This window comes from Herbidospora cretacea (assembly GCF_001570605.1).
Classification (GTDB): Bacteria; Actinomycetota; Actinomycetes; order Streptosporangiales; family Streptosporangiaceae; genus Herbidospora; species Herbidospora cretacea.
In genome coordinates this window covers 188,723-204,173 of record NZ_BBXG01000009.1, presented here as the reverse complement: position 1 = coordinate 204,173, position 15,451 = coordinate 188,723, and the positions used below count along the sequence as shown (strand labels likewise).

General features: G+C 69.8%; 4 protein-coding genes. 3 read left to right on the top strand and 1 reads right to left on the bottom strand.

Annotated elements, in window-relative coordinates:
• Positions 1-227 precede the first annotated feature (227 nt).
• From AW270_RS41825 to AW270_RS37070, 3 genes are all read left to right on the top strand, one after another.
• Positions 228-6,866, top strand: a complete 6,639-nt coding sequence (locus AW270_RS41825) for a laminin G domain-containing protein (RefSeq protein WP_061296561.1) — start codon at positions 228-230, stop codon at positions 6,864-6,866.
• 127 nt (positions 6,867-6,993) lie between these two features.
• Complete coding sequence (locus AW270_RS20040) at positions 6,994-8,271, top strand: esterase-like activity of phytase family protein (protein WP_061296559.1); 1,278 nt, start codon at positions 6,994-6,996, stop codon at positions 8,269-8,271.
• Positions 8,272-8,444: 173 nt separating this feature from the next.
• Entirely contained in the window at positions 8,445-14,111 is a 5,667-nt protein-coding gene (locus AW270_RS37070; protein WP_082801688.1) for a ThuA domain-containing protein, read from the top strand.
• 56 nt (positions 14,112-14,167) lie between these two features.
• On the opposite strand, the gene AW270_RS20030 is transcribed toward AW270_RS37070, so the two are convergent.
• On the bottom strand, positions 14,168-15,364 hold the full coding sequence (locus tag AW270_RS20030; RefSeq protein ID WP_061296557.1) for an ROK family protein: 1,197 nt from the start codon (positions 15,362-15,364) through the stop codon (positions 14,168-14,170).
• Positions 15,365-15,451 lie beyond the last annotated feature (87 nt).

The window sequence follows — 15,451 nt, the reverse complement described above, 5'->3', positions numbered from 1 at the left end:
GAAGGCGCGAACAATGCGAATTATCACCGGCACCGCACTCTGACAAGACAGCCAATTTCTTGATTGTCATCGTCAACGCCCCGTGATGAGTTGGTGGATGGATCGGTCCACCGCACGTGACGCACTTAATTACCAGGACTTGTTCGCCCAGGTGAGAGGGCGAATCGAATCCCTGACACGGGTTTCGGGTCGGCGAGTCGGACGCAATCGGCGAGGAGTTCAATTTCGTGTACGACAAAACCCTGACCAAGGTCTACAAGGACCGCGAGTACATCTCCACGACAATGGTCCGGCACAACGGCACCGTGGTCGGCTTCGCCCTCGGCGCCGACCGGCGGGTCTACTACAGCGTGCTCAGCCTCGACCAGGCCGACCGGGCGCGCGGCGCACTCGACGCGGCCTACTGGAACGCCGACCCGGCCGTGCTGGTGTTCCCGGCCGAGATCGTCGACGTGGGCGCCGAGTCGCCCCAGGTGGCCGTCATGCCGGTCGTCAAGAAGCTGGGCTCGGCCGAGGTGCCGCCCTCGGAGAAGCTGCTGCCCGGCGAGGAGGACCCGTTCCTGTCCACGACCGCCCGGCTGACCTCCGAGTTCCCCATCCAGGTGGTCTCCGACGGCCGCTACCTGCTGGTGTTCCGCCAGTCGGTGGCGGCGGGCGCGACCGGGTCGGTCTACGAGACGACCGCCGGGCGGCTGACCGGCGACGCCACCGGGGGAAAGCCGGCCAAGGCCGACGCCGCGCTGCTGTGCGACCGCTTCGTCCTGGTGGGCGCCGAGCTCAAGCCGGTGGTGGACGTGCGCTACCAGCGCAGCCGCAGCCGGATCCTGCCCGCCTCCGGCGGTGACACGCTCGGCACCCGGGACATGGAGGGCAAGCAGTTCTTCGAGCCGACCATGAAACTGTCGTTCGCCGGACGGCTCACCGGCGGCCTGTTCACCGCGCTGACGCTGCCCACGGCCGTCACCGGGCACACCCGCTGGCAGATCTTCACCGCCGACACGTCGGGCACCGTCCACGGCCACAACCTGGAGCAGACCCCCGAAGGGCTGTTCAACCCCGCCGGAACCGAACTGTGGACCAGCCCCGACCCCAAGTACGCCGCCTCGGTTTTGGAACGGTCCCCCGGCATCGACTCGCACACCCGCAAGCTGCTGGTTCCGGTCAAGCCGCCGCAGGACCGGGCCGGGACGGCGCTCCGCTTCGACGGCACGGGCGCACCGCTGATCGCGGGCCTGGACGTCACGGCCGCGCCGGCGGGGCCGTACACGCTGGAGGCCTGGATCAAGCCCGCCGCCGCCACCGGGACCGGGCTGATCATCGGGCGCACCCGGCGCACCGGCATGGACAGCCCGGTGCACGTGAGCCTCCAGGCCGACGGCAGGCTGAGGTTCGGCCACGGCTCCCAGACCCTGACCTCGACGACGGCGGCGCCGACGGGTGTCTGGGCGCACGTGGCGGCCGTCTTCGACGGAGCGGCGCTGCGGCTGTACCTGAACGGCGCGGCGGCGGGCACGCTCACGACGTCCGAGACGGTCGACGTCAGCGCCCGGATCGCGATCGGCGGGCGCGGCCCCGGTCAGACCCCCGCCGACGGGTTCGCCGGCCTGATCGACGAAGTGCGGATCTGGACGATCGCGCGCACCGACTTCGCCACCCGGGGCCGGCGCCTGTCGGGCGGCGAGACCGGCCTGTACGCCTACTTCCCCCTCGACGAGGGCGCGGGAGTGAACGTCCGCGACCGCGGCCCCAACAGGTTCTCCGGCCGCTTCGACCCCGGCCCCGTGTGGGCCGACTCCGACGCCCCCGTCTACGACGGCCCCGGCATCACCCGTCAGTCGTTCACCGTCACCGGCCGGAAAGCCGTCGCCGGCCTGACCGCGACGCTGTACTACCAGCAGCAGTCCTCGGTGACGGGCTACGGCCAGGCGCCGGTGCCCGAACGCAGGCAGGCGCGCGTGCTGCTGGCCTTCGCCACCTCCGGGCCGCCGCCCCAGGGCGAACCGGCCGACCGCTCCTACGTCGCCACTCTCGACTTCGCCGTCTCCAAGGACGGCCGCCTGGCCCGGGTGCCCGGCGTCGTCGACCTGGCCTGGATCGGCACCCCCGACCCGACCAAGGACGCCGAGAGAGTCCGCCAGGCGGAGGACGCGGTGACCGCGGCGCGCGCCAAGCTCTACACCGACCAGCAGCTCACCGACTGGATGCCGGCCACCCAGTCCCGGCTGAACCAGCTCGGGGAGGAACTGCACAACGGCGGCATCTTCAGCATGTACACCCTCAACCGGACCATCGTCGGCCCGGCCAGGAACTCGGGGCGGCAGCGGGAGGGCGAGATCATGGCCGAGGTGATGCCGCTGGTTCAGCGGCTGATCCAGCAGCAGGAGGCCTCCCGCCGGCTCGGCGCCGACAAGGCGGCCCTCGACGCCGCGCTCAACACCCTGGCCACGCTGACCGGCGCGCAGGCGGGCGCGGCCGAGGCGGTGCTGCCCATGCCGACCCTGCACACCGACCGCTCCGGCCTGACCACCCTCGGGGCGCTGCTGTCCTTCGCCTGGACGGCCAACGCCCCCGCCCTGCTGGACAGCTCGACCGGCGAGGTGGCGCTGTACTTCCGCGGCGGCTCGGGCCAGTATTTCGCCGCCTACTACGCCGCCACGATCGCCCCCGCCGTCAAGCAGTTCACCGTCGCCGACGGCACGCTGCGGTTGTCGGCCCGCGACATGGCGGTGAAGTCGGCCGACTTCGCGGTCAAGGTGACCGCCGCCGGAGCGGGCCTGTGCACGGTCGAGGTGAGCCGCGGCACGACCAGGGAGACCTTCCCCGCGGTGCCCGACCAGGCCGACCGGCTGGCCTCGGTGCTGAACGGCACCGCCAAAGGAACCGAGCTGGGCACGGTGCTGTCGGTGCAGGACACGGTGGTGACTCTGATAGAGCCGCTGGCGACCGCGCTGACCGCGGGCTCGGCCGTGACGGTCGGCGCCGACGCCCGCACGGCCGAGGCGGCCCCGGCCGGTTCGACGCAGATCACGCTGACCGGCGGCGGCCTGACCGCAGGTACGGGCGCCAAGGTGCGCACCCCCGCCTACGACTACACCAAGGCCACCTGCAGCGCCCCCGGTGTGTCGGTGGCCTCCGGTTCGCTGATCGTCAGCGCGAACGCCCAGAGCGCCACCGGGCCGGTGCCCGCAGGGACCGCCGCCGACGTCAGCCAGCCGCTCGGCCCGCGCTGGCACGGCGACGCCCCCGGCCGGGCGTTCTCCTTCGACCGCGACGCCAAGAACCGGCTGCACCTGGCGAACACCGCCAACATCGCGGCCCTGGCCGCCTCCGGCGACCTGACGCTGGAGGCGTGGATCCGGCCGACCGTGGTCAACAACGGAGACCTGATCCTGGCCACCGACACCGGCCCCACCCGGTACGCGCTGAGCCTGGAGCAGCTCATGAAGGGCGACGGCTCCTTCGCCTACCGGATCGCCGCGACGGTCAACGAGCAGAGCGTGCAGAGCGCCGACCTGTTCCCGCCGGGCGAATGGGCCCACCTGGCCGTCGCCTTCACCCAGGACTGGGCGATGCGGATGGACGGCGGCGGGTACCTGGACGCCGGCGGCCCCGGCGGCCTGGACATCGTGGAGAACCTGACCATCGAGGCGTTCGTGCAGATCGAGTCCGGCGGCCGGCACGGGCTCGTCGGCAAGGGCGTGCTCGGCGACGGCGGCCAGACGGCCGTGCCCTACTGCCTGTATGTCGACCACGACAACCGTCTCGCCTTCGCCTTCGAGGCCGGATCCGGTACGACCGCGCCCGTCGTGCACAAATCCACCACGGCCCTGACGACCGGCAGGTTCCACAAGGTCGCCGTCGTGCGCAGGAACCCGACGGGCATCGAGACGGGCGTGGAGATCCGCTTCTACGTCGACGGCGCCGACGCCGGGTCGCACCGCTACAAGGGCGCCAAGCCCGTGGGCAACGACGCGCCCGCCGAGCTGGGCCGCATGGTCGAGGGCAAGACCGTGTCCGGCCTGAAGGGCGTCCTGTCGGAGGTGCGGATCTGGAACGTGGCCAGGGACGCCGACCAGATCGGCGTGCCCATCAGTCCCAAGGCGCAGGGGCTGGTCGCCTGGTGGAGGTTCCCGGAGTCGAAGGGCTCCACCACGCAGGACATGTGCGGCTCCTATCCCGCCACGCTGCGCGCGGTGACGCGGGTGCGCACCCCCGACCCGGCGGGCAACAGGTTCACCCTCTATCGCAACGGCAGCCCGGTGGCGACGGAGCCGATGACGCGGCCGGCCGTCGCCCGGTCGGCCGCGCCGCGCTCGGTGGTGGGCGAGGGGTTCACCGGCGACCTCGACGAGATCCGGGTCTGGCGGACCATACGCACGCAGGAGCAGGTCCTGGACAACATGTTCGGCCGGGTCAAGGGCGACCGGCAGCACCTGCTCGCCTACTACCCGTTCGAGGCCGACGACACGACGGCCGGGGCGCTGGTCAAGGACGCCGGGCTGAGCGGCCAGCACCTGACCCAGTCGGCCCCCGGCCCGAAGATCGTGCTGTCCACCGCGCCGATCTCCACCGACGCCGCCCGGATCCGCTCGGCGCTGACCGGCGTCAAGACCCCCTTCCACGGCACGATCGCGACCACCCCGGCCGCCACCGAGTACGGCGACGTGCAGCGGCTCCCGGACGACTCGATCATCGGGGTGCTCAAACGGGCCTACGGCTACCTCCAGGACGACAAGTCGTGGGCGCTGAGCACCGGTTTCAAGGTCGGCGAACTGGCCACTACCTGGGTCGGCCAGGTGCAGTTCGATCCCCAGCTCATCGGCTACATCGAGGGCGCGCCGCCGGTCCCGTCGGAGAACATGACCGACGAGAAGAAGGACTACGCGGGCGCCTCGTCGGTCTCCTTCGTGCAGGCCGACAACGTCGTCAACACCATGTCGTCGCAGCGGGACGTCAGCGTCGACTCCGCGATGAAGATCTCCTTCGACCAGTCGATGGGCGACGAGGTCTGGGCCGTCGCCGCGCCGCTGGGCGCCGGCACCGCCAAGCCGATCAGCGCGGTCAAGCACGAGTGGGGTTTCTATCTGTCCCTCGACTTCTCCAACAGCTGGAGCGACACCACGGAGGTGTCCCAGGGCGCCAACACCACCCGCGCCAGCAAGGTCACCCTCGCCGGCGGCTGGGAGGACGCCGACGCCACCAAGCAGGTCAACCCGTCCGCGGGCCGCCGCTGGGTGCCCGCCAACACCGGTTTCGCCGTCGTCCAGTCCGAGACCGCCGACATGTACGCGCTGCGCCTGGCGCACACCGGCGCCGTCGTCGCCTACCGGATGCTGCCCAGCCCCGACATCCCCCGTGACTGGAACCTGATCCCGTTCCCGATCAACCCCCGCTACACCAAGCAGGGCACGCTGGACGGGGTCGTCGGCTACCACGAGTACGGCCAGGTCCCCGGCCTGCGTCCGTTCCCCGACCCGCACTTCCCCAACGCCGCCGACGGGGTGAGCGGCGAGTACAGCTACTACCGCCCCGCCGAGGCCTACCGGATCAAGAAGCGCATCCAGCGCGAGCAGCAGCAGTTGCAGGGTTTCTACGACTCGGTGTCGGTCCAGACCCACACCTGGGACCCCACCCACGGCCAGGCGGCCAAGGTGCTCAACGGGATGACGGGCGGCACCGGCGCCACCACCGAGACCGGTTCCGGCGGCGACCCGGAGGCGAAACGAGCGGCCACCCGGTCGGCCTCGCGCCGCAACATCGTCAACACCTACGTGTGGACCGCCGCCGGCGGCTTCTTCGCCGAGACGACGGCCACCACCGACCAGGTCACCGAGACCACCTCGGGGGCGTTCTCCTTCAAGTCCACCTTCGGCGGCCACTACGGCATCAGCTTCGACGTCATGATCCACGGCAACAAGTTCGGCCTGGAGGCGTCCATGGGCGCCGGGTACAGCGTCACCCGCAAGAAGTCCAAGCAGGCCACCCGCACGTTCAGTCTCGACGTGAGCTGCGGCCCCGGCGCCGAGCTGCAGAAGTTCGTCAGCGACAAGCCGCAGTTCGACGCCGAGGGCAAGCCGATCCTGGTGCCCGGCCGGGTCGACGCCTACCGGTTCATGACGCTCTACCTCGACACCACCACCGACAACTTCGAGGACTTCTACGGCAAGGTGATCGACCCCGAGTGGCTCGACCGGGGCACCGACCCGAACGCGCTGGCGCTCAAGCGCGCCCGGCAGACCGAGACCAAGCCGCCGTGCTGGCGGATCATGCACCGGGTCACGTTCGTCAGCCGGGTGCTGGACACCGGGGTGAGCACCCCGTCGCTGGCCCAGGCGATGGGCTCGCTCGGCATCGCCAGCGACTACGCGCTCATCACCAGGCTCCAACCGCACCTGACCGGCGCGACCAAGGACTTCGCCGCGCTCAACAAGGCGGCCAGGGCCGCGCTGGCCGGCAACTTCGCCCGCCTGGCCCCCTACGCCGACACGATCGTGGGCCGCCTGGCGGCCTACTACAACCTGCAACCGGACGACGCCCCGCTCACCCCCGCGCTGCCCGCCGCGGCGGCGGCCCCCGACGCCAAGCTCACCCTGGGCGCGACGTCGGTCCCCAGGGGCACGAGCCTGACCTTCGCCTACTCCACGCTGCCCGCGACGGTCAGCGCCAAGAACTGGATCGGCCTCTACCCCGCCACCATGGCCCCCAAGGACGGCGCGTCCATCGACTGGCGCTACACCCCCGGCGCGGACGGCACGCTCGTGATGCCGACCGACAGACTCCACGGCCCGGGCGCGTACGCGGCGTACTACCTGCACGACGACGGCTACACGGTGCTGGCGGGACCCATCCGCTTCACCTTGACCTGACGCACCGAGCGGCGCCGGGCGGGGCGGAGGCCCGCCGGTTTCCCTTCATCCGGATGAAGCCTGCCGTTCAAGAACGGTCATTACGGTGATCGGCTGGCAATCCTGTGACAAAACGGAAGGTAAGCCGATGCTCCGTCCCGCCCTCGCCGGTCTGGCCCTGGCCGCCGCGACGCTCGTCATCCCCGGCACGGCCACGGCGAAGCCCGCTCCCGCCCCGGTCGTCGTCGCGGACGTCACCCTCGCGGCGGTCCCCCTCAAGGACCTTCAGCCGTCGATCCAGGACGACCGCGGCGTGAAGCTCGGCGGCGTCGGCAGCGGCCTCTTCCCGGCCGGGCGGGACGGCGAGTTCTGGATGGTCACCGACCGGGGGCCCAACGGGCAGCCGACCGTCGGGGGCGAAAAGCGGCGGACCTTCCCGATCCCCGAGTTCGCCCCGGCCATCGCCAAGGTCTCGACCCGCCACGGCGTCGAGGTCAAGAAGTGGATCCCGCTCACCGGGCGGTCGGGTAAGCCGATCACGGGCATGTCGAACCAGGCGGGCCACGACGAACTGCCCTACACCTGGGACGGGCTCACCAAGCTGGCCTACAACCCGAGCGGCGTCGACACCGAGGACGTCGTCGTTGACCGGCACGGCGACTTCTGGCTGGTCGACGAGTACAGCCCGTCGCTGATCCACGTGTCGCCGAAGGGCCGGGTCATCGCCCGGTACGTCCCCCAGGGCCTCAACCTGACCGGCGCGGACTACCCGGTGAAGGACGTCCTCCCGGCGATCCTGGCCACCCGCCCGCAGAACCGGGGCTTCGAGGGCCTGGCGATCAACGGCGGCACGCTCTACCTGGCCGTGCAGAGTCCGCTGCAGAACCCGGCCAAGGCCGTCGGCGACAAGTCCCGCGTCGCCCGCATCCTCACCTTCGACATCCGGCGCGGCCGGATCACCGGCGAGTACGCCTACCAGTTCGAGGACGTCAACGTCTTCGACCCGTCGTACGACGGCGACCAGAGCCAGATGAAGATCTCCGGCCTGGCCCACGTCGCCGGCGACCGCATCCTGGTCGACGAGCGCACCGACCGGGTCGCGCACATCTACGAGATCAACCTGGCCAAGGCGAAGAACCTCCTCGGCGGCCGGTACGACGACGCGTCCACCACCCCGTCGCTGGAGGCCCTGACCGACCTGACGCAGGTGCGTCCCGCCCCGAAGACGCTGATCGCCGACCTGTCGAAGGTGGCCCCGACGCTGCCGGGCAAGGTCGAGGGCCTGGCGATCCTCGACCCGCGGACGATCGCCGTGGCCAACGACAACGACTTCGGGCTGGGCGAGTTCGGCGCCGACGGGCGGCTGATCGACTCCGGCGTGAAGAGCCGCATCGTGACCATCAGGCTGCCCAAGCCTCTCGACTAAAAACAAGGTCAACTCGTTACCTGATCACCTCTGGGCTCCCCGGAAACTTCCGTGTTACAAATCACGGGAGTCATCCGGGGAGTGGCATCTCCGGCCCAACTGAATATCGGTGGCAGCGTGATCGGCGCGCGCGCTTCGCCTGACGTACGTCCACTGTCAGGAAAGGTCCCTTCATGCGTTTTGGAAGGCTGGCCAGGGTCATCCTGTTAGCCGCCGCGCTTGTGCTGCCCCTCACGCCCGTGCTGGCCTCCCCGGCCGCCGCGGCCCAGATAGCCGCCGATCCCGAGTTCAAGGTCCTCGTCTTCTCCAAGACGACCGGTTTCCGGCACGACTCGATCCCCGACGGCATCGCCGCGATCCAGAAGCTCGGCACGGAGAACAACTTCGCCGTCGACGCGACGGAGAACAGCGCGGCCTTCACCGACGCCAACCTCGCGCAGTACGCCGCCGTCGTCTTCCTGTCGACCACCGGCGACCCGCTGAGCAACGCCTCCGAGCGGGAGGCGCTGGAGACGTACATCCAGAACGGCGGCGGTTTCGCGGGCATCCACTCGGCCTCCGACACCCACTACAACTGGGAGTGGTACGGCAAGCTGGTCGGCGGCTACTTCAAGAGCCACCCGGCCACCCAGCAGGCCACCCTCCGGACCGAGGACCCCGCGCACCCCTCGACGGCGCACCTGCCGACGACCTGGACCCGGGTCGACGAGTGGTACGACTACCAGACCAACCCACGTAGCACCGTGCACGTGCTGCAGTCGCTCGACGAGCGGACCTACACCGGCGGCACGATGGGGATCGACCACCCCATCTCCTGGTGCCAGGACTACGACGGCGGGCGCTCCTGGTACACCGGCCTCGGCCACACCAAGGAGAGCTTCGTCGAGGCCAACTTCACCAAGATGCTGCTCGGCGGCATCCGCACGGCGGCGGGCGTCGAGAAGGCCGACTGCGCGGCCTCCCAGTCCGGCAGCTACGAGAAGATCACCCTCGACGACAACACGTCGAACCCGATGATGATGGACGTCGCCAAGGACGGCCGCGTCTTCTTCGTCGACCGTCTCGGCGACTTCAAGATCATCAAGCCGAGCGGCGCCACGGTCACGGCGGCGAAGTTCAACGTGCACACGGCCAACGAGGCCGGCCTCATGGGCATCGCGCTGGACACGAACTTCGACACCAACAACCAGGTGTTCGTGTACTACTCGCCCGCTGGGGTCAACGTCGACCGGCTGAGCCGTTTCACGGTCGTCGGCGACACCCTCGACATGGCCAGCGAGAAGCAGGTCCTGAACATCCCGGTGCAGCGCGCGGAGTGCTGCCACCATGGCAGCCAGATCCTGCTCGACCACAAGACCGGCGACCTGTGGCTCTCGACGGGTGACAACACCAACCCGTTCGCCTCGGACGGTTACGCCCCGATCGACGAGCAGGCCGGCCGTGCCACCTGGGACGCGCAGCGCACCTCCGCCAACACCAACGACCTGAGCGGCAAGCTGCTGCGCATCCGGGTCCAGCCGGACGGCACCTACACGATCCCGCCGGGCAACATGTTCCCGCCGGGCACCGCCAAGACCCGTCCCGAGATCTACGCGATGGGCTTCCGCAACCCGTTCCGCATGGGCCTGGACGCCAAGACCGGCCACGTGATGGTCGCCGACTACGGCCCCGACGCCGGCGCGAGCAACCCCCAGCGCGGCCCGCAGGGCACCGTCGAGTGGAACCTGGTCAGCAAGACCGGCTTCTACGGATGGCCGTACTGCGTGGGCAACAACACGCCGTACATCGATTGGAACTTCGCGACCAAGACGCCGGGGCAGCCCTTCAACTGCGCCAACCCGGTCAACGAATCGCCGAACAACACCGGCCTGACGCAGCTCCCGCCGGCCATCCCGGCCACGATCGACTACGTCAGCAGCGTCAACCCGAACCGGTTCCCCGAGCTCAACGGCGGCGCGCCGATGGCGGGCCCGGTCTACCGCTTCGACCCGGCGATCGAGTCGGACCGCAAGTGGCCGGCCTACTGGGACGGCAAGGCCATCATGGGCGAGTGGAACACGAACAAGATGTTCTCGTTCCTGCTCAACGAGGCCGGCGACGCCCAGGTCAAGATCAACCAGATCCTGACCGGGATGAGCTTCAAGCGTCCCATGGACATCAAGTTCGGTCCTGACGGCGCCCTGTACCTCATCGAGTGGGGCTCCGGCTTCGGCGGCGACAACGCCGACTCCGGCATCTATCGCGTCGACTACGTGAAGGGCACCCGCCCGCCGATCGCCCGGATCACGGCCGACAAGACCGACGGCCCGGCCCCGCTCACGGTGCAGTTCTCCAGCCAGGGCTCCAGTGACCCCGACGGCAAGCCGCTCACGTACGCCTGGGACTTCGACGGCGACGGAACGACCGACTCGACCGCGCAGCACCCCAGCCACACCTACACCCAGGCCGGCCAGTTCAGCGCGGTGCTCAAGGTGACCAACCCCGACGGCCTGACCGGCACCGCCAACCTGCCGATCAACGCCGGCAACACCCGCCCGACCGTCACCCTCGACCTGCCCCCGAACGGCGGCTTCTTCGAGTTCGGCGACCAGGTGAACTACAAGATCACCGTCACCGACCCCGAGGACGGCACGATCGACTGCGCCAGGGTGCAGATCCAGGCCTACCTGGGTCACGACAGCCACGGCCACCCGCTCGACCAGCACGAGGGGTGTGAGGGGACGATCCAGACCCTGACCGACAGCGGTCACGGGATCGACGACAACCTCTTCTACATCCTTGAGGCGACTTACGCCGACAAGGGCGGCCAGGGCGGTTCGCAGTCGCTGACCGGCCGGGCCGAGGTCATCCTCCAGCCCAAGCGCAAGCAGGCCGAGCACTTCTCCGGCACCGGCCGCGTCGCCGACGGCGTCGGCACCGACCCGGCGGGCGTGCAGATCGAGGCGACCGGTGACGCTCAGGGCGGCAACCAGAACATCGGGTTCACCCAGGACGGCGACTGGTTCTCCTTCACCCCGGTCAACCTGGGCGGCATCTCCCAGATCCGCTTCCGCACGGCCTCGGCCGGCGTGGGCGGCACGGTGCTCGTGAAGACCGGCAACCCGGACAACGGCCCGGTGGTCGGCCAGATCGACATCACCCCGACGGGGGCGTGGCAGACGTACAAGGACGTCACGCTGAACCTGGCCAGCGCTCCGGCGACGACCGGGCCGCTGTTCTTCGTGCTGCGCAAGCCCGCGAGCGCGGCGGCGGGCGACTCGCTGCTCAACTTCAACTGGATCGACTTCATCGGCAAGGGCGTCACCGAGAACCAGCGCCCGGCCGTGACGGTCACGGCCAGCCCGCTGTCGGGCACGGCCCCGCTGAAGGTCGACTTCACCGCCACGGCGACCGACCCCGATGGGGACACGCCGCTGACGTACAAGTGGAACTTCGGGCCGACGACCGCGACGGCGAGCAACACCTACGCGGCGCCCGGCACGCACACCGCTTCGGTGACCGTGACCGACGCCCGCGGCGCGGCCACCACCGCCTCGGTCGCCATCCGGGTGGACGCGGTCACCAGCACGTGCTTCTCGGGTCGTTCCGACGACTTCCTCGGCACGTCGCTCGACCGCGACCGCTGGTCGGTCATCCGCGAGGACCAGAACCTCCGGGTCCAGGACGGCAAGGTCATCCTGCCGACCTCGCTGACCGACATCTACGGCACCAACAACACGGGCACCCCGAACATCGTGCTCCAGCCCGCGCCCTCCGGCGCGTGGACGGCCACCGCGAAGTTCACCATGGACGCCCGCAACCAGTACCAGCAGGCGGGCCTGCTCATCTACGGCGACGACGACAACTACGCCAAGATGGTTCTCCAGGCGCGCGGCACGAACGACCACGCCAACCGCGTGTTCCAGTTCATCCGCGAGGAGAACGGCGTGCCGAACGAGGTCGCCGCCAGCAACTCGCCGAACCTCGGCGACGCCTACGCCGACACCGTCTACGTGCGGTTCGTCAGCGACGGCGCCAACATCACCGCGCACTACTCGCAGGACGGCGCGACCTTCACCGCGATGACGCAGACCAAGTCGCTGGCCGGGATCACCAACCCGCGCATCGGCCTGGTCTCGCTGGCCGGTTCGGGCACCCGCCCGATCGTCGACGCCGCGTTCGACTGGTTCCACATCACCCCCGACGACAAGGCCGTCAAGCCGGGCCCGAACGACGAGTTCGACGGCACCGCGCTCGACGTCTGCCGCTGGAACGCGGTCGTCCGCCCGGACGCCGCCACCCACCGGGTCGTCGGCGGCAACCTGGAGATCGACACCGCGCAGGGTGACATCTACGGCACGGCCAACACCGCGCCCAAGAACTTCATCCTCCAGACCGCGCCCTCGGGCGACTGGACCCTGGAGACCAAGCTCGACGGCTCGGCGTTCAACGAGCAGTACCACCAGGGTGGTCTGATCGTGTACGTCGACGACGACAACTACGTGAAGTTCGACTTCCTCACCGACAACACGGCCGGCTCGGCGGTCACCCGCCGCATCGAGCTGCGCAGCGAGGTCGGCGGTTCGGTGCAGAATCCGCAGCCCGGGGCGAACAACCTCACCCAGGGCGTCTGGCACCTGCGCCTCCAGAAGACCGGCACCACCTTCCGCGGTTCCTACTCGGCCGACGGCACCACCTGGACGAACATCGCCGAGGCCGTGACCAACACGGCGGTCGGCGCGGGCCGGATCGGCCTGTTCGCCCTGGGCGCCAACCAGACGGCGGCCAAGCCGGCCAAGTTCGACTACTTCAAGGTGACCCAGCCGACCAGCGACACCACCGCCCCGGCCACGACCGCGACGCCGAACCCGGCGCTCCCGGCCGGCGGCTGGTTCACCAGCCTGGTCCAGGTGGCGCTGGCCGCCACCGACGACACCGGTGGCAGCGGTGTCGAGAAGACCGAGTTCCAGCTCGACGGCGGAGCGTGGACGACGTACGTCGAACCGGTCGTGGTGACCGGCGACGGCCCGCACACGCTGAACTACCGCTCGGCCGACAAGGCCGGCAACGTCGAGCAGGCCAAGTCTCTGGCGCTGAAGGTCGACGCGACCACCCCCCTGACCACGGCCGAGTTCCAGCCGGGGAACCAGGTGGCGCTGTCCGCGACCGACGCGACGTCGGGCGTGGAGAAGATCGAGTACAGCCTCGACGGCGGCGACTGGACGACCTACACCGCCGCGGTCGCCGTGACCGGTGCGGGCGACCACGAGCTCCGCTACCGGGCGGTCGACAAGGCCGGCAACGTCGAGGAGACCAAGGCCGCGACGATCACGATCGAGGACACCGAGCCGACGATCGTGATCACCGGCATCGAGGACGGCGGCTCCTACGGTGACGGCGCCGACCTGACGATCGCCTGGGCGGTGACGGGCGCCGGCGTCAAGACGGTGACCGGCACGCTCGACGGCCAGCCGGTCGTGTCGGGCTCGATCCTGCCCCTCCACAAGCTCGCCCTGGGCGAGCACGTCCTCCTGGTGACCGTCACGACCGACGCGGGCGGGATGTACACCAAGGAGGTCAGGTTCACGACCACGACCTCGACCGACGACGTCTCGCTCCTGATCGAGCGGTTCCAGGCGGCCGGGAAGATCTCGGAGACCGGAGCCGCCAAGCTCCAGGACGACATCGCCAAGGTCATGGCCTCTGAGGACAAGGGTCGCGACCGCGACAAGCCGAAGATCCTGAAGAAGCTGGAGCGGTTCGTCGAGGCGGTGAACGATCCCAAGATCGTCAACAACGCCGAGGTGAAGGCGGTCCTGCTGAGGGACGCCGAGGCGCTGATCCAGCGGTACAGCAGCTAGAAACGGAGAGGTGCCGGGCTTTCCGACGGAAGCCCGGCACCTTCTTCACACCGACTTCACGCCGAGTAGACGTGATCGCTGATGAGCCGGGCGGCGCCCACCACTCCCGCGACGTCCTCCAGTTCCGACAGCACGATCGGCAGGTTCCCCGTCGCCAGCGGCAGTGACCGCCGGTAGACGACGCTGCGGATCTCGGCGAGCAGGATGTGGCCGAGCCGGGCCACCCCGCCCGCGATGATCACCAGGCCGGGGTTGAAGAAGCTGACCAGCCCGGCCAGCACCTGGCCGACGCGGCGGCCGCCGTCCCTTATCAGCTTGATGGCCACCGGGTCGCCCTGCATGGCGGCGACGGCGACGTCCTCGGCGGTCAGCGGCCCACCCTCGGCCAGCCGCTGCGCCAGGTAGGGCGAGGAGCCGCTGCGGGCCGCCGCCTCGGCCTGGGCGGCCAGGGCCGACCCGCCGAAATAGGCCTCCAGGCAGCCGGTGTTGCCGCACGGGCACAGCGGACCGTTCTCGTCGATGCGCATGTGGCCGATGTCGCCCGCGCTGCCCGACACCCCTCGGTAGATCTTGCCGTCGACCACGATGCCGCAGCCGACGCCGGTGCCGATCTTGACCAGCAGGAAGTCGTTGACCTGGCGGGCGACCCCGGCGTGCAGTTCGCCGAGCGCCATGAGGTTCACGTCGTTGTCGACCATCGCGGCGCAGCCGAGTTCCTGGCTGATCGTCTCGCGCAGCGGGTAGCGGTTCCAGCCGGGCATGATCGGCGGCGCGACCGGCACCCCCTCGGCGAAGCTCACCGGCCCGGGGACCCCGACGCCGGCCCCGTTGAGCTGCGTGTAGAGGCCCTGCTCCTTGAGCTTGCCGACGAGGTCGAGGGCCCGGTCGAGGACCGGCCCGGGGCCGCTTCTGATGTCGATCGGCTCGCTCACGTGGCCGAGCACGTTGAGCTCACCGTCGGTGACGGCCACGTCGACCGAGGTGGCGCCGATGTCGATGCCCGCGAACCGGGTGGCGCTCGCCAGCCTGACCAGCCCGGACCGCCGTCCGCCCCGGGACTCGGCGAAGCCGTCGGGCTCGGCCAGGCCGAGCTCGATGAGGCGGTCGAGCTCGGTGTTGAGTTTCGAGCGGGACATCCGCCAGCCGGCGGCGTCAGAAGAGAGGTCGTTGAGCTCGGCTCGCGACCGGGCGCCGTCGCGCAGGAGGCGCAGCAGCGCGGCCTGGTGCGTGTTCTCCGGGCGGTTGGTCTTCACGGAGGAAACTATCCCACGACCTACTTTCGCACAAAAAAACAAAAGATGCGTTGGACCGTACGTAACTTCTAGACCATCTTCCCGAAA